The sequence below is a fragment of the Piscinibacter sp. genome, from assembly GCF_050175855.1.
Taxonomy (GTDB): domain Bacteria; phylum Pseudomonadota; class Gammaproteobacteria; order Burkholderiales; family Burkholderiaceae_C; genus Piscinibacter.
Genome location: NZ_JBFXIO010000002.1, coordinates 24,506 through 50,865 on the forward strand (window position 1 = coordinate 24,506; position 26,360 = coordinate 50,865).

Consider the following 26,360-nt stretch of genomic DNA (forward strand, 5'->3'; position numbering starts at 1 on the left):
GAAGCGAGTATGCCGCCTATGATGAACCCATGTTCGGTGCCATCGCCGGCGACGTGATCGGTTCCGTCTACGAGCGGAACAACGTCAAGACCAAGACCTTTGCGCTGTTCGACGCGGCCAGCCGCTTCACCGACGACACGGTGCTCACGGTGGCGGTGGCGCGCGCGCTGCTGCACGGCGAGTCGCCCGGGCGCGCGATGCGCGAAATGCACGGCCTCTATCCGGAGGCCGGTTTCGGCCCGACCTTCCGCGCCTGGATCGAGGCCGGCGACGGCGCCGCGCCGCCGATGAGCGCGAGCAACGGCGCGGCGATGCGCATCAGCCCGGTGGGCTGGGCCTGCGCCACGCTCGACGAGGTGATGGACACCGCCGAGCGCTTCACCGTGGTGACGCACGACCACCCCGAGGGCGTGAAGGGCGCACAGGCCACGGCCGCCGCGGTCTTCCTGGCACGGCAAGGCGCGGGCAAGGACGCGCTGCGCGATCACGTCGAGCGGGTCTTCGGCTACGACCTGTCAGTGGCGCTGGACCAGGTGCGACCCGGCTACGCCTTCGACCTCTCGTGCGCCGGCACGGTGCCGCACGCGATCCGTGCCTTCCTCGAGGCGCACGACTTCGAGGATGCAGTGCGCAACGCCGTCTCGATCGGCGGCGATTCCGACACGCTGGCGGCCATCGCCGGCGCCATCGCCGAGGCGCACTGGGGCGGCGTGCCGGCGCCCATCGCGCAGGCCGTGTGGGAGCGCCTCGATGCACCGCTGCGCGAGATCACGCAGCGCTTCTGCGCTGCCTACGCGCTGCCCTTCACAGGCGGCGCAGCATCGTCAGCAGCATCCGGCTGAGCTTCGCCTTGCCCTCGGTGTAGGGCGGGAACAGCAGCTTCAGCGCCGACAGCGGCCCGCCCTTGAGCACGGCGCGCTCGTGCGAGAAGGCCTTGAAGCCGAAGACGCCGTGCGCATTGCCGATGCCGGAGTGGTTGACGCCGCCGAACGGCAAATTGCCGTGGGCGAACTGCATCACGCACAGGTTGACGCAGAAGCTGCCCGAACTGGTCTCGGTGCGCTGCTTCTCGGCCGCGGCGCCGTCGCGGCTCCACAGGTACAGCGCGAGCGGCTTGGGCGCGGCGTTGATGCGCGCGATCACCTCGTCGAGCGCGTCGAAGGCGGCGATCGGCAGCACCGGGCCGAAGATCTCTTCCTGCGCGATGCGCGCGGCGTCGGGCACTTCGGCCAGCAGCGTCGGCGCGACGTAGCGCTTCTCGGCATCGTGCGCGCCGCCGGCGAGCACGCGCGCGCCCTGCGCGACCGCCTCGTCGACCAGCGCCCCCACGCGCTGAGCATGGCGGGCGTGGATCATGCGGCCGAGCGAGGGGCTGGCGGCCACCGCCGCATCGTCGCTGCCGAAGCGCTCGGCGAGCACCGTGCGGCACTGCGCAACGAAGGCTTCCATCACCGAGCGGTGCACGTAGAGGTGGTCGGGCGCCACGCAGGTCTGGCCGGCGTTGACGAACTTGCCCCACATGACGTGCTCGGCGGCATGGCGCAGGTCGGCACTCTGGTCGACGACCACTGGCGACTTGCCGCCGAGCTCCAGCGTCACCGACGTCAGGTGCTTCGCCGCCGCGGCCATCACCACCTGGCCGACCGCCGGCGAACCGGTGAAGAACACGTGGTCGAAGGGCAGCGAGAGCAGGTGCGTGGAGGTCTCGACCGCGCCCTCGACCATCGCCACCTCGGCCGGCTCGAACACCTCGGCCACCAGCTGCCCGATCACCGCATTCACGTTCGGCGTGAACTCCGAGGGCTTGAGGATCACGGCATTGCCCGCGGCCAGCGCCGACACCAGCGGGCCGACCAGCGTGGAGACCGGGTAGTTCCACGGCCCGATGATCAGGCAGCGGCCGCGCGGCTGGTAGACGATGCGAGCGCTCGTGCCCAGCGTCATCAGCGTCGGCGCAGCGCGGTGCGGCCGCATCCAGCGCTTGAGGTGCCGCTGCGCATGGCGGATCTCGTCGACCACCGGCAGCAGCTCGGTGAGGTCGACCTCCACGGCGGGCTTGCCGAGGTCCTTGGCGAAGGCGGCGGCGAAGGCCTCGCGCCGAGCCATCAGCGCGTCGAGCAGGCGGCCGAGCTTCGCACGGCGTTCGGCCACCGTGCTGCGGCGCAGCGCCAGTGCGCGCGCCGCCTGATCGGCAAACAGGGCGTCGATGACGGCGGGCGAGGTCTCGCGATCCAGCGGGTTGCACATGGCGATCGGTTCGGCGGGTGGCGGCCGATCATCTTGCCCCAGCCGGCTCCCCGTGGCGACGCACCGGGCCGCAAATCGACTCGACTGCGCTCTCTACTTCGCGGCGCAGGCCGAGCGCGAAGCCGGCCTCGGCCACCACGAACAGCGGGCCGATCACCAGGCCCATCAGGTCGTCGACGAAGGCCGGCTTGCGGCCCTCGAAGACATGGCCGATGAACTGGATGACCCAGCCGACCACGAACAACCCGACGCCCCAGCCCAGCCAGGTGGCGGTATCCATCGCGCCGAGGCGATGCGCCAGCACCACCGCGAGGCCGAGCAGCACGCCCATCACCACGCCGTAGCGCACATCCAGCCGCAGGTAGTACAGCGTGGTCAGCGCGGCCACGGCCAGCGCGGGCGAGAGCGGCCAGCCCTGCCAGGCGATGGACGGCCGGGCCAGCAGCACCGCCACGGCCACCACGATCATCGGGATGCCGACGAAGTGGGTGGCGATGTTGCGCCGGTCACGGTGGTAGGCGCCGTAGCCGGCGAGTTGCTCGATCAGGGTCTTCATGGGCTGTCTCCTCGAAGGGGCGGCGGCACGCGCCCCAAGGCGCGCATGATCGGCGCCGCCGGCCGCCGCGTCTGTCGGCCAGCCGACGGTTCAGGCGCGATTCAAGCGCGGGTGCGCGTAGGTCCCGAGGCGCGGCCGCCGGGCCGGCGGCGACACTCGCCGCATGCCCGGCCTGCCGACGACCGACGAACTGCATGCACTGCTCGCGCGCGGCCGCTGGTTCGCCTCGCTCGCGCCTCTGCAACAGCGCCAGTTGTTCGAGGCCGGCGCGCCGCGCAGCCTGGCCGCCGGCCAGGTGCTGTTCCGCCGCGGCGACGCCAACACGGGCCTGTACGCCGTGCTCGCCGGCGCCATCCAGGTCGGCGCCCCCGGTTCGGCGGCACGCGAGGCGGTGCTGGGCGTGCTCGAGCCGCCGCAGTGGTTCGGCGAGATCGCCTGCCTGGACGGCGGCACGCGAACGCACGACGCCCGCGCGCAGAGCGCCGCCTCGCTGCTGCACGTGCCGCTGGCCGCGCTGCTGCGACTGGCCGAGGACGATCCGGCCTGGTGGCGGCACCTCGGCCGGCTGCTGGCGGAGAAGACCCGCGCGCTGTTCGCCGGTCTCGAGGATCTGGCGCTGCAGCCGGCACCGGTACGCGTGGCGCGGCGGCTGCTGGCGATGTCCACCGGCCACGGCATGCGCGCCGACGGCGCGGCGCTGCGGCGCCTCGCGGTGAGCCAGGAGCAGCTCGGCGCGATGCTCTCGCTGACGCGCCAGACGGTCAGCGAGGTGCTGCGCGACTTCGAGGCCGAGGGCTGGGTGCGGCGCCGCTACGGCGCGGTGGAGCTGCTCGATGCCGCCGGGCTGGAAGCCGCCGTGGCCGCGGCGATCGAGGCGGCCACCCTGGGCGCCTCCAGCGAGATCTCGCGCAGCGCGCCGGTGGGCGGGTTTCGCAGGCCGACGAAGTAGAGCCCGGGGATGCCGCTTTCCTCGCCGAAGCGGTCGGGCCGGCCGCGCTCGTCGGCGATCGCCCCGAAGCCCTCGATCAGCGTGTGCAGGCCGGTGCGGTAGCCGGTGGCGAAGACGATCGCGTCGAAGGGCTGGTTCGAGCCGTCTTCGAAGGTCACGCCCGACGGCGTGAGCGCGGTCACGCCGGGCACGACGCGGATGCGGCCCTGCTTGACCATCGCAATGGTGCCGATGTCCAGCAGCGGGATGCGCCCGAAGCGCTCGATCATCGTGTTCGGGCCCAGCGCCGGCCGCACGATGCCCCAGCGTGAGAGGTCGCCGACGGCCAGCTTCAGCGTGGTGACGGCGATCGCGTCGCGCAGCGCCAGCGGCAGGCGCGACAGCAGGATGTTGGTCGGCTGCGCGGGGCGGCCGAACAGGTCGCGCGGCGCCACGTGCACCGGGCCGCGCACGACCATCGCGACCTCCACGCCGTGTTCGGCCAGGTCGAGCGCGATCTCGGCACCGGAGTTGCCGCAGCCCACCACCAGCGTGCGCTGCCCGCGGTAGGGTGCGGCATCGCGGTAGCGCGACGAGTGCAGCCGGCGGCCGCGGAACTCGTCCAGCCCGGGCAGCGCGGGCACGAAGGGCTCGCGGTTGTAGCCGGTGGCCACCACCACCGCGCGCGGCCGGATCTCGCCCCCGCTGGTGTGCACCAGGAAGCCGCTGCCGTCACGCCGCACGCGCCGCACCTCCACGCCGAGCAGGGGCTGCACGCCGTGCTCGGCGGCATAACGCTCGAGGTACTCGACCACCGCCTGGCGCGAGGGGTAGGTCGGCGCCTCGGCCGGCCAGGGCGTGAAGGGCAGCGCCGAATGCTGCTTGACGGTGTGCAGGTGCAGCCGCTCATAGTGCCGCCGCCACGAGGCCGCCAGCGACGCCTCGCGCTCGACCACGGTGTGCGCCACGCCGGCCCGGCGCAGGCAGGCGGAGGTGGCCAGCCCGGCCGGGCCGGCGCCGATCACGAGCACTTCATCTTCGTGCGACATCGGCGCATGATCGCCGCCGGCCGTGCGGCTGTCGATCCGGGGCCACCTCGATCGTCGTGGCGATGCGGCGGAGCGATCCGCCGGCCCGCGCTGCTCGGCCGCAGCCCTCATCGAAGGAACCGACATGACCGCATCGCCCACCCCCTTGCTGCTGATGGTGGCCACGCGCAAGGGCGCCTGGCTGTTGCACGGCGACAGCCGGCGCCAGCAGTGGCGCGTCGACGGCCCGCACTTCCTCGGCCACACCATCAGCCATCTGGTGCTCGACCCGCGCGATGGCCGCACGCTGCTGGCCGCCGCGAAGACCGGCCACCTCGGCCCGACGGTCTTCCGCTCCACCGACCTCGGCCGCAGCTGGAAGGAGGCGAGCCAGCCGCCGGCCTTCGCCAAGCCCACCAACGGCCTGCCGGCCCGCGCCGTCGACCACACCTTCTGGCTGGCGCCGGGGCACGCCAGCGAACCGGGCAGCTGGTACGCCGGCACTTCGCCGCAGGGGCTGTTCCGTTCGGCGGACGGCGGTGCGACGTGGACGCCGCTGCCGGCCGTCAACGACGACGCGCAGTTCCGCGAGTGGATGGGCACGGTGCAGGACGGCACGCCCGACGGCCCGAAGCTGCACTCGATCATCGTCGACCCGCGCGACGCATCGCACCTCTACTTCGGCATGTCCGGCGGCGGCGTGCACGAGTCGCACGATGCCGGGCGCAGCTGGCACACGCTCATCGAGGGCATGCAGGTGGTGGAGGGGTTCGATCAGAACACCGTGACCTTCCACGACCCGCACTGCATTCGCCTGTGCCCGACGAACCCCGACCGGCTCTACCAGCAGAACCACTGCGGCATCTACCGGCTCGACCGCCCCGACACCGCCTGGCAGCGCATCGGCCGCGCGATGCCGGCCGACGTCGGCGACATCGGCTTCCCGATGGTGGTGCACCCGCGCAACCCCGACACCGCCTGGGTATTCCCGATGGACGGCAACGACGTCTGGCCGCGCACCAGCCCCGGCGGCCGGCCGGCTGCCTATGTCACCCACGACGGCGGCGCGAGCTGGCAGCGCCTGGACCACGGCCTGCCGGCCGGGCAGGCGTGGTGGACGATCAAGCGCCAGGCCATGACGGTGGACGCGACGGCGTCGCCGGCGCTGTACCTGGGCAACAGCGGCGGCGAACTGTGGATCGGCCACGAGGGCGGGCAGCGCTGGGAGAACATCGCGCGGCACCTGCCGGAGATCTACGCGGTGGAAGTGGCGGCGCTGCCATGAAGGTGCTGGTGCCCGGCGCGTTGCGCTCCTACACCGGCGAATCGCGGGTGGAAGCGGCCGGCGACACGCTCGCCGCCCTCTTCGCCGACCTGGAGCGCCGCCACCCGGGGCTGCGCTTTCGCGTCGTCGACGAGCGCAACGAGCTGCGCGCGAACATGCGCGTGTTCGTCAACGGCCGCTGCGTGCGCGACCTCGGCCACGCGCTGCGGCCGGAGGACGACGTGGCCATCGTGCTGGCGCTCAGCGGCGGTTGAATCCCGCCGCGGCGCGTTCAAGGGACAATCGTCGCCTGCCCGATCGGGGCCTCACTTCCTTGTGGATCCGGCCATGGACCTGAAACTGCCCATCACCATCATCGACGAGCTCAGCGACGACGAGATCCGCGCGCAGGGCGAGCTCGACCTGGCCAGCGGCGAGATCCGCAACGTGCGCTACGAGGACTACGACGCCGCCACCCAGGGCGTGCCCGCCTCGCGCAAGGACTACGAGTTCAGCGTCGGCATCCTGCGCAACGGCCAGCGCGAGGTGGAGTTCCGCGTCGAGGCCGATGCGCTGGGCGGCCGCTACTCGGTGACGCCCAGCGAGCTGCTCGAGTTGAAGGGGCGGGCGGCGAAGCTGTTCAGCCAGCCACCGCAGAACATGCACTGAGCTCGGCGCATCAGTTCAGGTTGAGGCCGCTGACCGGCACCGGCGTGGCCGAGAACGGCTCGCTGCTGCCATGGCCGAGCTTGCCGTAGACGGGGCGCCCGCTGTTGTCGTTGCCCATGCGGTTGTCACCCCAGGCCCAGACCGTGCCGTCGGCACTTACGGCCAGGCCGTGGCCGATGTCGTTGCGGCCGAACGCGATGGCGACCACGTTGCTCAGGTTGATCACCGGCGCAGGCTGGGTTCGGAACCCGGGGACCAGCGAGCCGCTTCCGAGCTGGCCGGTCTCGTTGATGCCCCAGGCCAGCACCACGCCATCGACGCCGCGCAAGGCCAGCGAGTTCATGCCGCCCGCGGCGATGGCGGTGATGCCCGACGTGAGCAGCGTGGCCGTCGGCAGGGGGCGATCGGTGCTGCTGCCGTCGCCCAGCTTGCCGTTGGCGTTGCTGCCCCAGGCCCAGACGCTGCCGTCGCTGCGCAGCGCGAGCGAGTGGTCGGTGCCGGCGGCGATGGCGATCACCTGGCTCAGGCCGGCCACGGCCACCGGTGCGTTGCGGTCGGTGGTCGTGCCGTCACCGAGCTGGCCGGCGCCGTTCGCGCCCCAGGCGCGCACCGTGCCGTCGGCCAGCAGGGCCAGCGAGTGGTTGCCGCCGCAGGCGATGGCGGTAGCGTCGGTGATGCCACTGACCAGCACGCTGTACGGTGGCGCGGCGGAGGACCCGAAGGTGCCGTCGCCGATCTGGCCGTTCATGTTGGCACCGAACGCGCGCAGCACGCCATCGGCACGCCGCAGCAGCGAGTGCAGGCTGCCGCCGCAGACCTCGACCGCCTCGGGATGGTTGAACGGCGGAGTCACCGGCGATTCGCGGCTCAGGTTCGTGCTGTCGCTCAACTGGCCGAATCCGTTGTAGCCCCAGCCGCGCAGACCGCCGCCGTTGGCCACGATGGCCAGCCCGTGCGCGACGCCGGCCCCGATCGTGGCCACGTTGCTCAGCGGTGTCCCGCCGGGCACGTTGCGCGACTGGTCCCCCGGCCCAGCGCCCAGGGTGCCCGAAGCGTCAGAGCCCCAGGACACCACACTGCCGTCGGCCAGGCGCGCCAGCGAGAAGTCGGCACCCGCGGCGATGCGCTGCGCCGCCGCTGCACCGAGTCGCTGGCCGGTGCCCGGGCAGCTGCCACCGCTGCCATCGGTTCGCGTGTAGGTCGAAGTCTTGGTGAAGTGGTTGGCATCCTGCAGTGACCAGGTCCCGGTCTCGGTATAGCTGCCGGCCAGCCCGCCGCTGTAGGTGAGAGTGCTGCCATTGAGCGTGCCGGTGAAGGTGGCGCCGTCGGACTGCGAGGTGAAGTTCACGCTCGTGCCGTTCTGAGTCACGGTCAGGGTGTCCTGCCCGCTGAAGCTGCCGCCGCTGCCGCTGCACCGGTAGCTCGAGACCCAGGTGCCCGTCAGGTCGAGCCCGGTGGTGACGGGCGAGAAGGTCGCGGTGCAGGTGCGCGCGGCGCTCATCGTCACGCTGGCGCCGCAGCCACTGCCGCTCCAGCCCGAGAAGGTGAATCCCGCGGCCGGCGTCGGCGTCAATGCCACCACGGTGTCCAGCGTGTAGGCCTGGCTGCAGTCGCTGCCACAGTCGATGCCGCCGGGAATGCTGGTGACCGTGCCGCTGCTCGGCGGCGTGACGGTCACCGTCAAGGTCGCTGTGGCGGCAGCAGCTGCCGTGACCGAGAGCCGCGCGGCCTGGCTCAGGCTGCTGCCCTCGAGATTGGCCACGCGCACGCGGAAGCGGGCGCCGTCATCCGCCGCCGCGCCGGTGGGCGGGGTGGTGTAGCGGTCGGCCGTGGCACCAGCGATGTCGGAGAAGTTCGCGCCACCGTCGTCGCTGCGTTGCCACTGGTAGGTGAAGGGCGGCGTGCCGATGGCGACCACGCGGAAGCTGGCCGTGGCCGGCTCCACCACGCTGGCATCGGCTGGCTGGGTCGTGATGGTGGGCGCGAGGTTGCCGACGACGAACCAGCTGAACGACGTGACCTGCGCGGTGACGATGCCGGCCGCCGCGGTGGCGCCGGCCACACGCTCCCAGGCGCCGGCCGCATTGGTCTTGTACAGCGCCGGCGCAGCCCCGGCCGGCACCGATGCGGCGTCGTAGGGCACACGCACCGAAACCGCCACGGCAAACGTGGTGCCATGCGGCGTGAAGGCGTAGGTCGGCCCGAAGGTGCTCATGCCCGCGGGCAGCGCCGGCGCCCCGCGGCTGTCGCGCTCGATCGCCACGGCGGCGTCGGCGGCCAGCGCGCCGGCGGGTACATCGAGCCCGGCGCCATCGGGGCCGCTGGCGCTTCCGCCGGCCGCGCCGATGGTCACGGTCGACGGCCCGCTCGATCCGCCTCCACAGCCGGCCACGAGGCCGAGCGTCAGCAGTACGGCCACCAGGGCCAGGGTGTGCAGCAACCCGCTGCGCAGCATGTTCATGGTTGGCTCCTAGTTGAGATTCAGGCCGGGCACGAGCCGCGGACGAAGGGCTCCGAGCGTGGTGCCGTCGCCGAGCTGTCCATTGCGGTTGCGGCCCCAGGCCCAGACCTGGCCCTGCGCGTCGAGCGCCAGCGTGTGCAAGTTGCCGGCGGCGATGGCCCGGATGGGTGGCAGGTCCTCGACCACCCCAGGCTCGGTCCGCCGCGCCATTGAGACACCGCCGAGCTGGCCCTGGCTGCCGGCACCCCAGGTCATCACCCGGCCGTCGGCCAGCAGCACCGCCACGTGGTCGTCGCCCACGCTGATGCCCACCGCCACGTCCGGCAGCGGCACCACGGCCGGCGCATGGCGAGGCTCGGTGTCGCCCGAGCCGAGCTGGCCCAGGTCGTTCTGACCCCAGGTCACGACGCGCCCGTCGCCCAGCAGGGCCACACCGAACCCACGCCCGAGCGACACGTCGACGGCCGGTCCCGGCAGCGGCACGGGCGTGGGCAGCAGGTAGGCCTGGTCCTGCCCCAGGTGCCCGCCGGCCACGCCCCACACCCACAGGCGGCCCTGGCGGTCCAGCGCGGCAGCCGCCTCGCGGCTGGCCGCCACGCGGACGATGCCGGCCAGGCCGGTCAGTTCGACCGGTGTGTCGAACGCCGGCACTGTGCTGCCGTCGCCCAGATTGCCGGTGTCGTTCCAGCCCCAGCTCCAGACGCGCCCGTCGGCCGTGGCCACGATGCTGAAGGAGCCGCCCGCCGCCGCGGCGGACACCGGCCCACGCGCACTGCCGGGTCCGAAGCCGGGCACGGGCCTGGTCTCGAAGCCCGCCACCGGCGTGCCCAGTTGCGCGCCTGCGCCGCTGCCCCAGGCCAGCAGCTCGCCACTGCCCGCAAGCGCCAGGCCATGCAGTTCACCACCGTCGAAGCGGGCGACGCCCGTCAGCCCGGGAATGGCCACGGGCGTGAGCAGGTCACCGCCGTCGTTGGTGCCGCCGAGGCCGTTGCCGTTGCTGCCCCAGGCCATCAAGCGGCCGTCGGCCGTGAGCGCCAGGCTGGCGTGGGTCGAGGTGCCCAGTCGCACGGGTGCCAGAGCGGCACCGGCACGCACCTGCAGCACGGCGGGCGGATCGAGCACCACGCTGCCCAGGCCGTTGCTCACCACCACGCGCACCAGCGTGCCGTTGTCGGCCGCACTGACGTTGGAGACGGTGTAGGTCGCGGCATCCACCGGCGGCTGCACCGGCGCGAAGGCGTTGCTGCCGCTCGGCTGCGTCTCCCAGCGATAGCCAAGATCGCTGCCGGTCGCATTGACGGTGAAGCTGCCGCTCTGCCCCGCGAACAGCGGGCCCGGCGCAGACAGGCCCAGGATGGCCGGCGCCACCGGCGCCGGCGTGACCGTGAGCTGCGCTGACCGGCTGCACGAAGCGCCGCCGCGGTTGGCGGCCTGCAGCGCGAAACGGGCGCCGTCGTCGGCCAGCGTCGCGGCGCCGATCTGCAGCACCGCTGCGGTGGCGCCGGCCACCGTGACCCAGGGCGCGGCGCTGCAGTCGGCCGGACAGGCCGTGCCGCTGCGCGTCGGGTCCTCGCAGCGTCGCCATGTCAGCGTCTGCGGCGTGCTGGATCTGCTGGCGGCGCTGAAGCGGGCGCTCTGGCCGGCGGTGACGGCCAGATCCGCCGGCGCGCCGATGAACACCGGCACCGCCGGCCGGACCCGCAGCGACAGCGGCTCGCTGGCCACCTCGACGCCCCAGCGCCCCATCACCGGCGGCTGGCCCGCGCCGGTGGACCCGATCGGTCCCCACTGCTGCACGGTGACGTGGAACAGCGCACCGTCGTCCGCCATGCCCACGGGGTCGATCAGCAAGGTGTCGTTCGTTTCGCCGCCGAGAGCCGAACCGTTGCGCCACCACTGGTAGGTGACGTAGTGGCCCGGCCGCGAGCCCCATGCAGCATCGGCCCGCAACAGCACGAAGCCGCCCTCCTGCCAGACGAAGCTGCGCGGAAACACGGCCACCGCGATGGGAAAGCCGGCGGGGTCGATGAAGAAGCCGGAGAGTTCGGAGATCGCGGCGACCAGTCGTGCGCCGTCGTTCGATGCCGCCAGCGTGCGCCACCCCTGCTGGCCGGCATTGGTCTTGAGCAGCGTGAACGGGCCTGCACCGGCGTCGGCAGGCACGGGCACGCTCAGGGTGACCGGCCGCGCGAACACCAGGTCGTGCGGCGTGATCGACAGCATCGGTGAGGCCAGCGAGGCACCGGCAGGCACGGCCGGCAGGCCGCGGTCATCGACCGCGATCGTGATGTCGGTATCCGCCGCCAGCGCGCCGGGCGGAATGACCAGCTGCGTACCGCCGGGCCCATCGACCGTGCCGCCGGCGGCCGCGCTGACCGTACGCGTCACGCTCGTCGGCGCCGGTGCAGGTGCCGCGCCGCCGCCGCCCGAGCCGCCGCAGGCGGCGACGAGCCACGCCAGCACCAGGAGCACAAGGCCTGTCGGCGATCGCCATGGGGGAGTGATTGCATTGCCGGCGCAGTTCATCGAATGCTCCTGGTTGCGGGCGTGGGTGGCTCAGGGGAAGAAGCGCCGCACGCGCAGGGCGTAGCGTTCCGACGGGGCCGCGTGACTGGTGGCCAGCAGGGGCGAGTCCACCGCGACCCATTCGTGCGACACCGTCAGCGGCCGCTCTGCCGTGGTGCTGGCGAGGGCGGCTGCGGCGCCCACCCAGGCCTGCGTGGCGCCGTCGCGTCGCAGCAGGGCCAGCGTGGTGCTGCCGGCGGCGCTGTCTTCCAGCACCACCGACGCATGCATCGGGAAGCGCGCGAAGTCCACCTGCGTCAGGCGGCGCGGGTCGTTGGCGAGCATCGTGCCCCGATCGGCCCATTGGCCTGAAGACCACTCGACCACGCGCAAGGTCACCGGCCTGTCCGTCACCGCATAGGCCACCACCGCGCCGCCGACCTGGGGAAACAGCGCGAAGCGATCGACCCGGCCGCCACCGGGCACCACCTGCGCACCCAGCGGCGTGAAGTCGAAACCGCGCACCACGCGCAGCGCCTGCGCGGCGCCGGTGCCTTCGCGCCAGGCAATCACCGGTTCGCCGTCCAGATCGGCGCCCATGCGCAGCTGGTCGACCACGCCGCCGACCGCCGGGCCGGCGCCGCCCGCCGCGGCCACCCAGGCCGTGCCGTCGAAGCGCCTGAACTGCACCGCGCCGTCCTCCAGCCAGGCCACCATCGGCTGGCGTTGCGCGTCCAGCGCGATGGCCGGCTGCGATGCGCGGCTGCCGGCGCGCTGATTCAGCGGCACACCGGCCGCACCGACGCTGTGCCATGTGCTGCCGTCGAAGCGCGCCACGAACACGTTCTGCTGGATGCCGTCGCCCTGGATCCAGGCCACCACGGGCTGGCCGGTGACGCTGGTCACCAGGGCCGGCTCGCTGGCGGCGGTGATGCTGCCGGCATTGAGCGCCGTGCCGCCCAGCGTCACGAAGCCGTTGCCCTCCAGGCGCTTGACGTACAGGCGCGCCACGTCACCGCCCAGCGCCTCGACATGGGCCACGACCGGATGGGCACCGTCGCGCGCCAGCGACGGCGCCGGATCGACTTCGCTCTGCGTGGCCAGCGGAGCCCCCAGCTGTTGCCAGCCCGGGCTCTGCAGGTACGGCGCCAGTGCCGACTGGAAGACGGCGGTGCAGCTGCGCGCGGAGTCGAGCGTGACCACGCCGTCGCTGCAATCGCCGTCGCCGGTCCAGGCATAGAAGCGCTGGCCGGGCGCGGCCTGTGGCGTCAGCACCAGGCGCGTACCGACGTTGAATCCCATGGCGCACACGCTGCCGCAATCAATGCCCGGCGGCTCGCTGCTGACCGTGCCGCCGCCCTGCACGGACACGCTCAGCGGCAGCTGGCTGGAGGCCGTGGTCTGGATCTGCAAGGTCTCGATGTCGACCGCGGCACGCAACCGGGCCGTCACCTGCACCGTCTCGGGCACCGCGGTGACGCGGGTCGCCACCGGCGTCGGCGTGCCCGCCCCGCCCGCCGGCACGTTGAGTTGCACGGGCAGGTCGGGCCATGGCGGCTGCGCGCTCAGCGACACCACCAGGTCGATCGGATACGTCGGAGTGGTCGTCAACTGCAGCGTGGTGGGCTGGCCGCCGGGCACGCTGCCGGGTGCGATGGTCAGCTGCAACGCTGTGGGCTCCGGCAGCAGCGTGGCGAGCTGGCCGCCCGCGATGCTGCCGGTGTCGGTGTCGGCATTGGTCCAGGTGACTTCGACGAGACCCTGCTCGATGCCGGCCACCGGCCGCGTGTTCAACGCGAAGCGCAGTTCGCTCTGGCCCGGCGAAATCTCCAGGGGGCCGGAGGGCAGGTCCACGCTGCCCGCAGGGAGTTCGGTGCGGACGGTGAAAGTCGCGGTCCGTGCCGCCGGCGAGGCCAGCCGAACGACGACCGGCAGCGTGTCGCCCCCGAAGGTGTAGCGCTGCGGAAAGACGGACATCACGGCCGAGCGACTCTCCGGCCATCCCGCGCGGGCCGGGTCGCGGCCGTCGCAGCCGGCCAGCACGGCCAACAGCAGCAGCCCCAGGCATCGCAGCAGCCCACTCATCGCGACACCCGCACGAAGTAGCCGATGCCGTTGTGGAACGCCACCGCTTGCAGGCCGCGCGCGCGGTACATCGCGGCCTCCTGCTCGGCCCGGCGCATCGTGACGAACGGTCCGAGGGTGCCATCTGCATTGACGCCGCCGGGTGCCGACTGCGCACAGCCGTTGCCCAGCCTGCCCTGCGGCTGCGGGTTGCCGGCGTAGCCCCACACGCCGGTGCGCCGGTTCAGCCAGTAGTTGCCGTCGGGCACGGTCGCGCATTGCAGACGGTCGTAGTGCGCGGCCTGCGCATCGCTCAACCGCTCACCGTTGACCACCACCCAGCGCGTCTGCCCGTGCGCCGCCGCGGCAGCGGCCAGCGCCAGTGCAGCCAGGCCGATCCGTGTAGCCATGACCATGGCCCGCTCGGCAGGCACCGGTCCCGGGCCAGACGCACCACCCGGGCGCGCAGAGTTGATGCACGAAGGCGTTGCTGTCGATGCAGTCATGGTGTTGCTCTCCCTTCCGTGTCGGTGTCGTCGGCCATCGGGCCTTGCGTCATCGGGCGCGATGCGAGCACGAAGTCGATCAGCGACTGGCGGTCGTCGAAGTGCCAGCTGCGCTCGGGTTCGAACTCGCGCACGACAGCGCGAAACGAGCGCTCGCCCGACCAGAGGCGAAGCAACAGCAACCGCGGCTCGACCATGCTGGAAGCACCTGCCGGATGGGCCCAGGCCCGATACCGGAAAGGCTAGGCAGGGTGCCGTTTCGAGGCCGTTTCCTGGCCGTCCGGCCGCGATCAGCGCGTGCTGGCGATCTCCAGCAGCGTCGTCGGCAGGTCAGGAGCCGGACCGTGGCCCGGCGCGGCGTCATGCAGCAAGGCTTTCGCCTCGGCGAGCACCGGGGCCTGAGTCAGGCCGCTGCCGAGCAGCCCGCACAGCCAGCGGGACGCACGCTCGTGGTCGCCCAGGGCTAGCGAGGTGCGCGCGGCCACCGGCACCAGCGCCGCGCCCATCATCACGTTGCCGGTCTCGCCGGCCAGCGCCGCGGCCTCACGCAGCAGCGCACGCGCAGCGCCGGGCTCGCCGCGGGCCAGCGCCGAGCGCGCGTGCAGTTCCATCGCCCAGACCCGTGCCGTGTGCACGCTCGTCGCATGGGCCACCTCGTCGGCACGCCGCAGGTCGCCGTCGGCGAGATCGTGGCGGCCCAGGGCCTGCAGCACTGCGGCACGCTGGCAGTGCACGTAGGGCTCGAAGATGCGGTAGCCGATGCGCCCGGTTCGCTCCACCGCAGCATCGGCATACACTAAGGCAGACTGCGCGTCGCCGCAGAATGCGTGGGCCTGCGAGAGATTGAAGTCGTTATACATGCGCTGCACATCGTTGCCGACCTGCTCGTTGAGTGCGATCGCTTCGCGCAGCGACTCGATCGCCAGCGTGTACTCGCCGAGCATGATGGCCGCCATGGCCCGCGCATCGATCATCGTGGCCATCTGGCGCGCGTCACCGATGCGCCGTGCCAGCCGCAGCGCGTCGTCGAAGAGCTTCGCCGAATCGGCATGGCGCCCTTGCCGGCGCGCCGCGTGGGCGAGCGTGCGCAGAGACAGCAGCGTGCCGGCCTCGTGCTGCGACGCTTGAAGCACCGGCAGCACCTGCTGCGCCATCGCGATCGCCTGCGCATAACGCTCCATCCAGAGTTCCAGCCATGCCTGGTGCGCACGCAGTGCAGCACCTTCGGGCGTGTCGTCGCGCAACGCGTCGGCCGCCTGCGCGAACAGCTCGATCGCTTCCTGCGGCCGCCCCTCGGCGACGTGAAACCACGCGAGCACCTCGGCGGCCAGGTCGAGCTCGGGCCGGGCCGCATTCGCGACCCAGTGGCTCCAGGCATGCAACAGGTTGGCGCGCTCCGCGGCGAGGGCAGCGCACTTCGTGGCGTGCTGACCATCGACCAGTCCGTAGTGATGTCGCAGGTGGGCCAGCGCCCAGCGGCCATGGCGTTCGCGCAGGCTCGCCAGCGTGGCGGGGACGCGACGCAGCTGCTGCATCGCGTACTCATGCAGCAGCGCATGAGTCGACAGGCGCGCCGGACCATCCCTGCGCAGCATCGACTTGTCGGCCAGGCTCGCCAGCAGCGGCAGGGGCACGTCGGCCACTTGCGCGGCGGCCTCGCGCGTGAAGCCGCCTCGAAACACCGCCAGTCGGCAGAAGGCGTCGCGCTCTGCAGGCGTCAGGAGCGACCACGAGTGCTCGAAGCTGCGCGCGAGCGTGTGCGAGCCATCGTCGATCCAGGCCAGACCGGTCGCGAGGTCTCGCTCGATGTGCCGGCATGGCATCAAGCGCACCCAGCCGGCTGCCAACTCCAGTGCCAGGGGCAGCCCGTCGGTGGCGGCGCAGATGCCGCGCACGGCCTGCCACTCGGCGGCCAGTTCGAACTCGGGCTGCACGCGCCGGGCCCGCTGGTCGAACAGTTGCACCGCCGGATGCTCCAGCACCTCGTCCATCGTGGCGCCGGACGGCGGGGCACCCATGCTGGCCAGCGGAAACAGCCACTCGGCTGCAACGTCCAGCCGTTCGCGTGAGGTGATCAGGATGCGCAGAGCCGGCGAGGTCTCCAGCAAGGCGACCAGCTGCTCCGCAGCATCCACGAGATGCTCGAAGGCATCGAGGACAAGCAGGCCGGGACCACCCGGCCAGTGGCGGGCCAGATGCGACAGTGCCTGGCTGGGCAGCGGCAGGCCGGGCATCACTTCATCGGCAATGCGGCCGACCAGGGCCGACGGGGTCAGCACGTCTTCCAGCGGCACCCACCAGACCGGCCGACCCGAAGCAGCCCACTCCTGGGCCAGCCTCCTGGCCACACTCGTCTTGCCCACACCCCCCGGCCCGACGAGGGTGAGCAGGCGGCATTGCGGGTCCGCCAGCCGCGTGGCAAGGCGCGCCAGTTCGGGCTCGCGGCCCAGGAGCACCTCGGCGACGCTGCGCACTGGACCTGTACCGCCCAGGGGCCGCTGAAACGCCGCCGAGATTTGCTGCAAGCGAGTCGACGGTTCGATGCCAAGGCTCTCCACCAGCCGATGCCGATAGCCTCGGAAGGCATCGATGGCTTCCTGGCGTCCGTCGGCGGCCAGGCCCAGGCGCAGCCACGCTGCCATGGCGTCTTCGTCGAGAGGGTCGACCTTCAGCAGCACGCGGCACCACGGAATGCCCGTGGTCGGATCGGCCTGCTCCAAGGCAGCCAGCACACCGCGTCGCCACGGGGTCAGGATCCGGGCCCTTTCATATTGAAGCCACGCTTCGAAAGCCGGGCTGACCGGGCCCGACTCGACGCCGTCGAGCGGGGGGCCCTGCACGAGTTCCGTGGCCCGATCCCATGCCTGCGCGGCCACGGCCGCTTCGAACTCGGCCAGATCGGTCGACGGGCACCAGCGAAGCCCTGTCTCGGCCTCCTCGAGTTTCGGTAGGCCGAGCTGTCGAACCTCGAGCAGCAATTTGCGCAGGTTCGTGCGCGCACTGGAGGGCTCGTGCTCGGGCCAGAACAGTGTGGCCAGCCGCGTGCGCGTGACCCACGACCCCGTGACGGCCAGGTAGGCCAGCAGGCGATATCGCCGCTCCGGCTGGAACGCCATGCAGTGGCCGTCGTCGAGCGTCAGATGGGGACGTCCGAACAGTCGCAGTCGCATTTCCGCCGTCAGAGTTCAGGGCCGGGCGCAGCTTCGAGGCTGCGAGTCGGGGCGTCAATCCCTCACGCTTGTCCGCAGGCCAAGGACTTCCGCGAAGGGTCTCGCCGCGACGCGCGCCGCCCGGATTTCGTCGATGCCGGCGGACGTGGGCGCGCGCTGGCCGGACGCGTCGGACAGCAAGAAGCGGTCGTGGGTGCGGTTGATGCTCAGCGTCGGCTGCGCTGGCGCGCATGGCGAGGAACACAGCTGAAGGCACGCAGCCCCCTAGTGGCATGGCCTGGCACCCCTAGTTCGTTCGACGCGCCGCCGCGGCAGCTGTGCTCCAGTGCGAGCACAGGACTGACGACGCGGAGGTGGTGCCATGGCCCGACGTGCGAGCAGCGTGATCGATCCCGGCCGGCGGCGCACGCTGGCCGCCGCCGCCATCGGCGCCGCCGGCCTCTGGCTGCCCTCGGCCAGCCGCGCGGCGGTGTGGGGCAGCATCCCGGCCACCGCCGGCACCGTGTGGGCCACGCCGCCGGATCTGCGCATCCTGGAGATCCATCTCTATGGCGGTCTCTCGATGTGGGAGACCTTCTATGCCCGCGCGCCCGGCGCGGCCAACCGCTTCCGAGGCTTCGACGCCGAGATCGCCGCGCTGCCTTTCGCCGGCTGCGATGCCGCCTTCACCGACCCCGCGCTCTCGCCCTTCGCCAACGACGCCAATGGCCGGCCGGTGCACCTCGGCCCGGCAACGCGGCCGCTGTGGAAGCCGGCCATCCTGAACAAGATGCGCATCGTCGTGCTGGCGCACGAGTTCCAGCCGCACGAAGCGGCGATTCCGCTGACGATGACCGGCCAGCGCCTGGGCAACCCGAAGCTCGCGGGGCTCGGCGCAGCCATCCAGCACCACTTCGTCTCGCGCGACATTGAAGCCGGCCCGCCGCCGCCGCGGCCTTACTCCTACGTGCTGTGGCCGGAGACCTTCAGCTTCCCCACCGACAACCTGCAGGCCTCGGCCGCCATCGGCATGCACCCGGCGTATGCACGGCCGCTGGTGCTCAAGGTGGGCGCCGGCCTGCCGGGATTCCTGGGCTCGCTCACGCGCAGCGGCATCCGCAGCGAGCGCGATGCGCTGCTGCGCCAGTATGTCGACCAGTACAGCGCCAGCCTGCGTCACGGCTCGATGCTGTCCACCACCCCCGCGGGCCGCACGCGCTCGAAGGGCTTCGCCGCCTTCGAGTCGAGCAGCTCGATGGTGTTCGGCGCGGCCTCGCTGCACGGCCTGCTCACCGCCCCCGGCTCGCCCGCACCGCTGGCGCTGCCGAACGATGCGGCCTGCCCCAGCGCGGGCACCTTCGAGAACATGCCGGCTCACGGCATCCGCCTGGCGGCCTACCTGCTGGCGCAGACCGGCGCCAACGCGCCGCGCTACGCCTGCGTGATCGACAAGGGCATGCAGACCGCCTCCGGCGGCGGCGCCTACGACACGCACGGCGGCGCGCACGCGAGCGTGACGAGCGGCAACCTGTTCAACATCTGCAAGACGCTGCGCGAACTGGTCGATGCCGGCACGCTCGACCTGAGCAAGACCATGGTGGTGCTGACCACCGAGTTCGGCCGCACGCCGACGCGGGCAGGCAGCGGCCGCGACCACTGGCCCGAGGGCTTCTGCCAGGTGCTGATCGGCGGGCCGGTGACACGTGGCGTGTCCGGAGCGCTGCTCGACGGCAACGCCCCCGGCGTGAGTGCAGGCGACGACGGTCGCGCGGACCCGGCACGCCACTTCAGGCCCGCCGACCTGCGTGCCGCGATCCTCACCGCCTGCGGAATCATGCCCTTCGAGAACGACGCCTATGCGGTGCCCGACATCAGCTTCTCGACCGCCGGCTCCAGCCACGGCGACCTGATGCGTGGCCTGAAGACCCAAGTGCTCGGCGCCTAGGGAGGCAGCACCATGAAGACACCGTCCGCTCGCATCGTTCGCTGGCTCGCGCTGGGGCTCGTCGCCCTGGTGGGCGGCTGCAGCCCGAGTTGTTCCCTGTTCACCACCATTCCCTCCGACGACGCGGGCGATGTGTCGTTCGTGCGCCAGGCGGTGCCCAAGCTGCTCGGCCGCAAGGTGCGCGGCACCGAGGAGACCCGCCTGCTCGTGGACGTGATTGCCGCGACGCCCAACGGCCGCGGCCGCGAGGAGGTGCTCGGCGCGCTGATGCACGACCCCGAGTTCAGCACGCACTGGCAGGAGAACCTGGTGGACATGCTGCGCGTCAACCGCAGCGGCCACAAGGCGCAGACCGGCTGCTACGGCCCGCCGCTGCGCGCCAGCAGCGACGCGGCGCTGGCCGACTTCCTGCTCGCCCGCCGCGCCGATCTCGCCGGCTTCACCGGCACGCCGCCGTCGGCCTTCAACATGAGCGACGTGCTCGCCTCCTCGTTCGCCGCCGACAACGTGTTCGCGGCCTACTCGGCGCACCTCTTCGCGATGCAGAGCAAGCCGCTGCAGGGCGCCGAGGCGAACGAGGAGAACCAGCGCACCGACATGGCCGAGACCTTCATGCACGCCTACCTGCACCGCAAGAGCGAATGCATGCAGTGCCACAACAGCTCGTTCTCCACCACCGGGCCGCAGACCTACTGGAAGCGCGCCTGGCCCGTCTTCGGCAAGTTCGAGAAGGCGGTCTTCGCCAACGAGCAAGGCGGCGATCCGGCGCAGCTCTCGTCGCTGTTCCGCACCGGCGCCTCGGGCGGCATCTTCGACGACCCGAGCAGCGCGCCGCCGCGCACGCCCTGGGGGGCGCTCACCGGCTGCGGCTCGTTCCGCAGCGCCGCCGCCACGGTCGACACGCACGGCCCGGCGCCGCACCTTACGCAGCCGCTGCCCGTGGGCAGCTCGATCTGGACGGTGCAGAGCCTGCTCGACGACGGCCGGCGCAGCCTGGCGCTGAACGGCCTGGTGCGCAGCAAGCCGGCGGCGTGCAACGCCTGCGGTACACCGGCCTGCACCGGCGGCGGCCCAGCGCCGCTGCCCGAGCCGGCCACCACCGACGTGAAGACCCTGCTCACCAGCAAGGGCTGCACCGGTTGCCACGGTGGCACGAGCCCGGCCGGCGGCATGAACCTGGCCGCCGCCAACTGGACCGACAACGTGGTCGACCAGCCCAGCCAGCGCGACGCCACCGTGCTGCGCGTGGCGCGCGGCGATGCCGCGGCGAGCATGCTCTCGCGCAAGCTGCGCGGCACGGCGGGCTCGGGCTCGCGCATGCCGCCGGGCGGGCCGTTCCTGAGCAACGCGGAGTTGACACAGGTCGACAACTGGATCGCGAGCCTGCCCGCTGCCGGCACGCCGATGGCGTGCGCCCCTTGCAGCACCGACGTGTGCACCGCGACGCCCAGCGAAGTCGACGGCCCGCCGGCGCTGGCCTTCCTGCTGGCGATGAACATCACCGACCAGGTCTGGGCCGAGACCATGGGGGCCCCGCTGACCATCGCCAACTACTTCCCGCGCACGCAGGCGCAGTCGAACGTGCTGTGGTATCTCTCCGAGTACACGCTGGTGCCCAACGACTGGTCGGTGCGCGCGCTGCTGCAGCGCATCATGCTCAGCGACTACTTCAACCGGAAGTCGCCGCAGACCACGGCGGCCGCGTCGCCCTACGACGAGCCCCTGGTGCTCGACCCCTGGACCGAGATCGACCCGCGCTTCCCGCCCGTGGCGCAGGCCGGCTGGACAGCCGCCTCGATGGCCGCGCCGGTGCCTGACCCGGCGTACAGCGCGGCCGCGCAGCCGGCCAACCACAAGAACTCGATGGCCGAGGGCATCCACCGCTACAGCGCCCGCTCGCTCACCTACTCGATGCACGCCGCGCTCGGCTGGCCGGCCCCCAAGCGCTTCGCCGACGCGAGCTATCCGAGCGCCGACCTGACCAAGTCGATCGGCCAGTTCGTGCGCGACGCCGAGCCGGGCTTCCGCGACACCGACTTCCAGGGCCTGCTGACCTGGGAGGCGCAGCACAAGACCTGCACCAGGCCGGTGTCGGGGCCCGACTGGATCAACCGCCTGGTGGACGCGGTGGGCCCCTTCAACGCCGCCAACCCGGGTGCACCGATCCGGGTGCGCGACCTGGTGCTGACGATGAAGGACTGGTTCATCAACGACCCGCAGATCCGCGTCGACGCGCTGGCCCACGACGGCGGACTGCTCGAGAAGGGCCTGCTCAACGACTTCTTCGGCGTGCCCGATCTCGACACCGCGCTGGCCGACGTCTCCAGTCCCGCCGCGCGCGGCACGCTCGAAGGCCAGTTGCGCGAGTATTGCGGCGTGCTCGTGCAGTCGCCGCAGTACTGGCTGGCGGGCATCGCCGCGGCCGGCAGCCTGGGGCCGGCGCCTCGCCTGCGGGTGTGCAACGGCTCGCCCTGCACCTACGAGGAGATGTGCCAGCAGCTCGCCGGTGGCATGACGCGCGCGGGCTCGGCTCTGCAGCTGAACTGCTCGGCCGGCAGCGTGACCGTGACCGAACGCCCGCAGCTGCGCCCCTGGCGCGACTGGCAGGTCATCTGCCCCCAAGGCCAGTGCGCCTTCTGGCGGCTGCCGATCGAACTCGATGCCTGCATCCGCCAGGGCGACCCGCAGCGATGCCTGCCGAGGCAGCCCCCGCGATTCGACATCGGCTGCCAGCGCATCGACTGCGGCGGCGGCCCGCTGCCCCCGCTGGACCGCAGCGGCCGCTTTGCCCCGGCACTGCTGCTCGGCTGGTTCGAAGGCGCGAAGATCGACTCGGCGAGCGGCGTGCGTCTGCTCGGCCAGCCTGGCAGCCCGTTGCCGCCGAAGCCGCTCGAGCCCGGGCAGACACTTGCCGTGGGCGACCTGATCGAGATTCCACGCGGCGCGACGCTCTCGGTGAGCGGTGCGCGCGGCGACTTCAAGACGCCCAAGGGCGGGCTGCCGATGGAGGAAGGCCAACGCGCCTGGTACCTGATGGTCACCGGCCCGAGCGTCGTGCAGGGCCGCCACCGGGCCGTGCCGGAGCTGCGCTGGGGCTTCTCGGTGCAGGACGAGGCCTTCATCCGCGCGCAGCGTGAACGACTGATGGGAATCGGGAAGCAGGACCAGCCCGCGAAGCGGGGCGTCTACGACGAGGCGGAGCGGAATGCGTCGCGGGTGGTCGAAGAGTTGAAGGAAAAGAAGTAGGTGGAGCTGGCCCACAGGCCGCAGCCGAGTCGGCGCGCAAAGTGAACGAGGGGTCTGCCCGTTGAGGCGGGCTCCTCGTTCTGTTAAACGTGCCCGATGACCCGACGAAACAGCACGCGCGCCCTGGCCCATCTGCTGATGCTGGTGCTAGCCCTGCCGGTGGCCCATGCGGCGCCCCCGGCAGCCCAAGCCCTTCGCGGAAGCGTGATCTACCCAGCGCCCGACCTCATGCCGATCAGGAACGGGGTGATCCTTGTCCGCGGCGGCAAGGTGGCTGCGGTCGGCCCTGCGGATGAAGGCACAGCGGCGACTCGGCCGCTGGCCCGGCAATGCGATGGCGGCGTGATCCTCGCAGGCTTCCAGAACAGCCACGTTCACCTGATCGGCAGCGCGTTCACCAACGCTCATGAGCGGCCTGCACGCGTGCTCGAGGAGGGGCTGACGGCGTTGTTCACGCGCTGGGGCTTCACCACCGTCTTCGACATCGCCTCCGACCGCGGCAACACGCTGGCCCTGCGTGCGCGAGTCGACAGGGGTGAACTGGCGGGCCCCCTCATCCTCACCGCCGGCTGGCCGATCTTTCCGCCAGTCGGCCTGCCCATCTATCTCGATCACCTCGATCCGGCGTTTCGCGACAAGCTTCCACAGCCCGACTCGGTGGACTCCGCCCTGGCCACCGTGCGGCAGAACCTGAACGCAGGCGCCGACGCGACCAAGCTGTTCCTCGTCACGCCCCAGGGCGGAGGCCAGGTCAAGCGCATGAGCGCCGACATCGCGGCAGCGGCGGTGGAGGAAACGCACCGGCGCGGCAAGCTGGTTTTCGCGCACCCCACCGACCTCGATGGCGTGCGCGCTGCGCTGCAGGCGCGCGTGGACATCCTGGCCCACCCGCCTCTCGGCGTGCCCGCGCCCTGGCCGAAGCCGCTGTTCGATCAGTTGCGTGCCGAGGGCGTCTCTCTGATACCAACGCTCAAGCTGCTGCGCTACGAACTGGCCAAGGAGCAGGTACCCAGGGAGATCGCCGAGCGCATCGTGAACGAGAGCGTGCAGGAGTTCGGCAAGTTCGCCGCTGCCGGCGGCGACGTGCTCTTCGGCACCGACGTCGACTACATGACCGACGCCGACCCCACCGCGGAGTACGAACTGATGGCGCAGGCGGGCATGAGCGCCATGCAGATCCTGGCCTCGCTCACCACGGCGCCGGCCGCACGATGGAACGAGTCGGGTCGGCGCGGGCGCATTGCGCCGGGGCTCGACGCAGACCTCGTGGTGCTGGAGGCCGATCCGGCGCAAGACGTGAGACGCTTCGCGGAGGTGAAATGCGTGGTGCGCGACGGAAGGGTGATCTACGTGAAGTGATGTGGGCTTGGGTGTGCGAGCGAAACGGCCGCTGGTGTCGTCACTGAGGACGAAGTGGTCAATGCGACGTTTGCGGCGCTTGCAGAAGCACATCCACGTGCCGTCTCATGCCTGATGCGATCGAGTCCCACACGCGCGATGGGAACCCCTCTGGGAGTTCGGCTTCCACTTCAGACAGCGCCGCATCGACGTTCTGCGCCAAGGCCATCACCCGGGGCCATGCGTCCATCGACAGCGCCGCAGCAAGCGCTTGCCAATGCCTCGGCTGGATGTCACGCAACCGGTAGTGCATGTTGCCCGCCTTGAGGCCCATCGCGAGTCTTGCGCGCTGATAGGAGAGGTGGTTCGGTCCGTTGCCGATGATCGGCCATGCCGACAGGACGTCGTAGAGCGGTGCCAGGCCGAAGCGGCCGCCGCGCCGGTGCTGGATCGAGAAGTTCTTGGCGTGGCCATCGGTGGCCGCCAGCAGCCAGAACGCGAACTGGCTCAGCACGAAGTCGGTCTGATCGTCCTGCGCGTGCTCGCTGCCGGAAAGCACGGCCAGGCAGTCCTGCATCGAGGGCCCGCCGTCGCTCTGATACTTTCGATCGGGCGCGACGCCGAGTGCCTGGCAGAAGTCCTCCTGCGGCAGTCGGGCGATCCATGCACCGTCTGGCGGCCGGAATCGCGTCCTGCGTGCCGCACCATCCTCGATGCCGACCCAGCGGCGATCGAAACGGGTCACGATCAGCGCCTTGGTGTCTCCGAACCGGGCCATCTCGGTTTCCGCCACGGGCAGGCCGAGCGCACGCAGGATACGGCTGCACAGCCACTCGTTCTCGATCGAGGTGCTCATATCGGCCCGCATGTTGCCAACCCGACCGAGCGGCAGCTTGAGGATGTGCGTCGTCGGCGTCGCACCGCGCGGCCGGTACCAACGACGGCCCATCTTCAGCAGCGCTGTCTTCTCCTGGGCGCCGGCGATCGACAGCCGCAGTTCCTCGTTGTCACCCTGTTGCCCGAGCGGCATATCGGACGTCACCGACCCCAGGATGCGCTCGACCCCAGCTTCGTCGAGCGGCTCGGCATCGATGGTGTTCCAGCCGATGGGGTCTTCGCCTGGCGGCAGCAAGTGCACCGCACCGACGCAGTCCCGCCCGATCGCCGACAGCAGATCGAAGGCCTCGGCCGAGCGCGCGCGGAATCGGCTCCGCAACCGGCGACGGATGTCGGCACTGTCAGGCAGCAGATTGTCGAAGTAGTTCTTGACCGCGTCACCTCGAAGTTCGAGGTTCGCGCTGAACGGCAGCGACAGCGATAGGGCCCGACCTTCCTCGGCCCGCACCCAGTCCTCGTCGTAGCGGAACACCGGCGTGCCGGTCCGCAGCGCCGACCACACGCCGACGTGCATCCCGTTCATCCAGACGTGCAGGTCCGCCATCGCGTCACCACTCGCCGCCCGTCTTGCGCTGCCTGGTGCTGCCTTGCAGGGGCTTCGATGCTGTCGCGTTGTCCGGTTGCGGCCCTCTGGTGTCACGGAGCACCAGCCGCACCCCGAGCGCGCCCAGCAGCTCGATCAACTGCTCGACGCTGATGGCGGTTGGGTTCCCCTCGATGCGCGCAATGCGCGTCTGGCCGACGCCCAGCCGCGCGCCCAGATCGGCCTGGCTCAGGCCCCGCGCCTTGCGCAGCGAGCGTAGGTGGGTGGCAAGTTGCAGCGGAGTTTGGATCGGATAGTCCATGCCGCAGCTTATGCCTTATCCGGCATTATCGCAATACATGCCCAAGAGAGCATGTTTGCCAACTATGCTTTATTCGGCATCTTGTACAGCAATGTTGCGCTGCATGCCTGCGTTGCGACGAGCCGCCGTGACCAGCCGGCATCCGCAAGTTCGCCCGCGCGCAAGCGCCCGCAGAATGAAAAACGGCAGCCACTCTCGCGGCTGCCGTCTCACCCAAGTGCTTGTCGCGCCTTGGAAATTTCTGGTGGCCAAGGGCTCGATCGAAGGATCAGCACGAGACCTCACGCTTGCGCGAAACAGGCCTGCTCGAGCCTCGAAGGTGCCGCATTAGTTGCTGACACCCAACGCCGAGCACATGGTTCGGCTGTCTCGCTGCCCAAATTTGCAGCACCCGCATCGCATCTCGCGGCGCCCAGATCTTCTCTCAAATCGCGCGTGATGTCTCGCAGCGTTTCGCGAAGTCCCGGATAGTGCCGCATGGATGGGTAGAGCCTTGCGAGCTCTCGCGAGCGCGCTCCGAGACGGCACAGGAACGCCTTACATTGGCGGTGCTGGCTCGATGCCAGCGACCCTTTCATGGAAGCGCTCCGAGACCATGCCCGACTCCCTCACCGACCTTGCCCTGCAGCTCGACCGGTTCGCCAAGGACCGGGAGTGGCAACAGTTCCATTCCCCGAAGAACCTGGCCTCGGCGCTGGTCGTCGAAGCGGGC

Annotated in this window: 18 protein-coding genes and 2 pseudogenes; 9 read left to right on the forward strand and 11 right to left on the reverse strand. The window is 71.3% G+C overall.

Annotated features, from left to right (window positions below):
* The first annotated feature begins 29 nt into the window (after positions 1–29).
* On the forward strand, positions 30–842 hold the full coding sequence (locus tag AB7U92_RS00580) for an ADP-ribosylglycohydrolase family protein (protein WP_428573690.1): 813 nt from the start codon (positions 30–32) through the stop codon (positions 840–842).
* Here the strand turns inward: AB7U92_RS00580 and AB7U92_RS00585 are convergent.
* Complete coding sequence (locus tag AB7U92_RS00585) at positions 805–2,247, reverse strand: aldehyde dehydrogenase family protein (RefSeq protein ID WP_428573692.1); 1,443 nt, start codon at positions 2,245–2,247, stop codon at positions 805–807. The genes AB7U92_RS00580 and AB7U92_RS00585 overlap by 38 nt on opposite strands.
* A gap of 28 nt (positions 2,248–2,275) precedes the next feature.
* Complete coding sequence (locus AB7U92_RS00590; protein WP_428573694.1) at positions 2,276–2,803, reverse strand: DUF962 domain-containing protein; 528 nt, start codon at positions 2,801–2,803, stop codon at positions 2,276–2,278.
* Positions 2,804–2,966: 163 nt separating this feature from the next.
* Between AB7U92_RS00590 and AB7U92_RS00595 the strand changes: the two genes are divergently transcribed.
* Positions 2,967–3,752: a Crp/Fnr family transcriptional regulator gene (locus tag AB7U92_RS00595; RefSeq protein WP_428573696.1), complete on the forward strand. Its 786-nt coding sequence runs from the start codon at positions 2,967–2,969 to the stop codon at positions 3,750–3,752.
* A 104-nt stretch (positions 3,753–3,856) separates the two neighbouring features.
* On the opposite strand, the pseudogene AB7U92_RS00600 reads toward AB7U92_RS00595, so the two are convergent.
* Positions 3,857–4,906 (reverse strand): annotated as a pseudogene (locus AB7U92_RS00600) (flavin-containing monooxygenase); the annotation flags it as partial.
* Here AB7U92_RS00600 and AB7U92_RS00605 point away from each other — a divergent pair.
* The 3 genes from AB7U92_RS00605 (at position 4,905) to AB7U92_RS00615 (ending at position 6,692) form a co-directional block, all read left to right on the forward strand.
* The gene (locus tag AB7U92_RS00605; RefSeq protein WP_428573698.1) at positions 4,905–6,044 is read left to right on the forward strand and encodes a glycosyl hydrolase; all 1,140 of its coding nucleotides are present in this window, start codon (positions 4,905–4,907) and stop codon (positions 6,042–6,044) included. The pseudogene AB7U92_RS00600 and the gene AB7U92_RS00605 overlap by 2 nt on opposite strands.
* Complete coding sequence (locus AB7U92_RS00610) at positions 6,041–6,298, forward strand: MoaD/ThiS family protein (protein ID WP_428573700.1); 258 nt, start codon at positions 6,041–6,043, stop codon at positions 6,296–6,298. The genes AB7U92_RS00605 and AB7U92_RS00610 overlap by 4 nt, the downstream gene beginning before the upstream one ends.
* A gap of 73 nt (positions 6,299–6,371) precedes the next feature.
* Entirely contained in the window at positions 6,372–6,692 is a 321-nt protein-coding gene (locus AB7U92_RS00615; protein WP_428573702.1) for a hypothetical protein, read from the forward strand.
* Positions 6,693–6,702: 10 nt separating this feature from the next.
* Here AB7U92_RS00615 and AB7U92_RS00620 read toward each other — a convergent pair whose 3' ends face one another.
* The 6 genes from AB7U92_RS00620 to AB7U92_RS00645 all read right to left on the reverse strand — a co-directional run bounded on the left by AB7U92_RS00620 (position 6,703) and on the right by AB7U92_RS00645 (position 17,398).
* Positions 6,703–9,153 (reverse strand): InlB B-repeat-containing protein, encoded by a 2,451-nt coding sequence (locus AB7U92_RS00620; protein ID WP_428573704.1) that lies wholly within the window; start codon positions 9,151–9,153, stop codon positions 6,703–6,705.
* A gap of 9 nt (positions 9,154–9,162) precedes the next feature.
* Positions 9,163–11,616, reverse strand: a complete 2,454-nt coding sequence (locus AB7U92_RS00625) for a hypothetical protein (RefSeq protein WP_428573706.1) — start codon at positions 11,614–11,616, stop codon at positions 9,163–9,165.
* A 93-nt stretch (positions 11,617–11,709) separates the two neighbouring features.
* On the reverse strand, positions 11,710–13,743 hold the full coding sequence (locus AB7U92_RS00630; RefSeq protein WP_428573708.1) for a hypothetical protein: 2,034 nt from the start codon (positions 13,741–13,743) through the stop codon (positions 11,710–11,712).
* Positions 13,740–14,132 carry a hypothetical protein gene (locus AB7U92_RS00635; RefSeq protein WP_428573710.1) on the reverse strand — a complete coding sequence of 131 codons (393 nt, stop codon included), beginning with the start codon at positions 14,130–14,132 and terminating at the stop codon, positions 13,740–13,742. The genes AB7U92_RS00630 and AB7U92_RS00635 overlap by 4 nt, the downstream gene beginning before the upstream one ends.
* Before the next feature lie 92 nt (positions 14,133–14,224).
* Positions 14,225–14,425 (reverse strand): hypothetical protein, encoded by a 201-nt coding sequence (locus AB7U92_RS00640; RefSeq protein WP_428573712.1) that lies wholly within the window; start codon positions 14,423–14,425, stop codon positions 14,225–14,227.
* Positions 14,426–14,518: 93 nt separating this feature from the next.
* Complete coding sequence (locus AB7U92_RS00645) at positions 14,519–17,398, reverse strand: ATP-binding protein (protein ID WP_428573714.1); 2,880 nt, start codon at positions 17,396–17,398, stop codon at positions 14,519–14,521.
* 361 nt (positions 17,399–17,759) lie between these two features.
* On the opposite strand from AB7U92_RS00645, the gene AB7U92_RS00650 reads away from it, so the two are divergent.
* The 3 genes from AB7U92_RS00650 to AB7U92_RS00660 all read left to right on the forward strand — a co-directional run bounded on the left by AB7U92_RS00650 (position 17,760) and on the right by AB7U92_RS00660 (position 23,927).
* A complete protein-coding gene (locus AB7U92_RS00650) occupies positions 17,760–19,322 on the forward strand; it encodes a DUF1501 domain-containing protein (RefSeq protein ID WP_428573716.1) in 1,563 nt (520 codons plus the stop codon).
* 12 nt (positions 19,323–19,334) lie between these two features.
* Positions 19,335–22,568: a c-type cytochrome gene (locus AB7U92_RS00655; protein ID WP_428573718.1), complete on the forward strand. Its 3,234-nt coding sequence runs from the start codon at positions 19,335–19,337 to the stop codon at positions 22,566–22,568.
* Between the two features lie 96 nt (positions 22,569–22,664).
* On the forward strand, positions 22,665–23,927 hold the full coding sequence (locus tag AB7U92_RS00660) for an amidohydrolase family protein (protein ID WP_428573720.1): 1,263 nt from the start codon (positions 22,665–22,667) through the stop codon (positions 23,925–23,927).
* Between the two features lie 58 nt (positions 23,928–23,985).
* Here the strand turns inward: AB7U92_RS00660 and AB7U92_RS00665 are convergent, their stop codons facing one another.
* Both AB7U92_RS00665 and AB7U92_RS00670 read right to left on the reverse strand, forming a co-directional pair.
* On the reverse strand, positions 23,986–25,347 hold the full coding sequence (locus AB7U92_RS00665; RefSeq protein WP_428573722.1) for a type II toxin-antitoxin system HipA family toxin: 1,362 nt from the start codon (positions 25,345–25,347) through the stop codon (positions 23,986–23,988).
* Positions 25,348–25,351: 4 nt separating this feature from the next.
* Entirely contained in the window at positions 25,352–25,648 is a 297-nt protein-coding gene (locus AB7U92_RS00670) for a helix-turn-helix domain-containing protein (protein WP_428573724.1), read from the reverse strand.
* A 595-nt stretch (positions 25,649–26,243) separates the two neighbouring features.
* On the opposite strand from AB7U92_RS00670, the pseudogene AB7U92_RS00675 reads away from it, so the two are divergent.
* Positions 26,244–26,360 (forward strand): annotated as a pseudogene (locus AB7U92_RS00675) (nucleotide pyrophosphohydrolase); the annotation flags it as partial.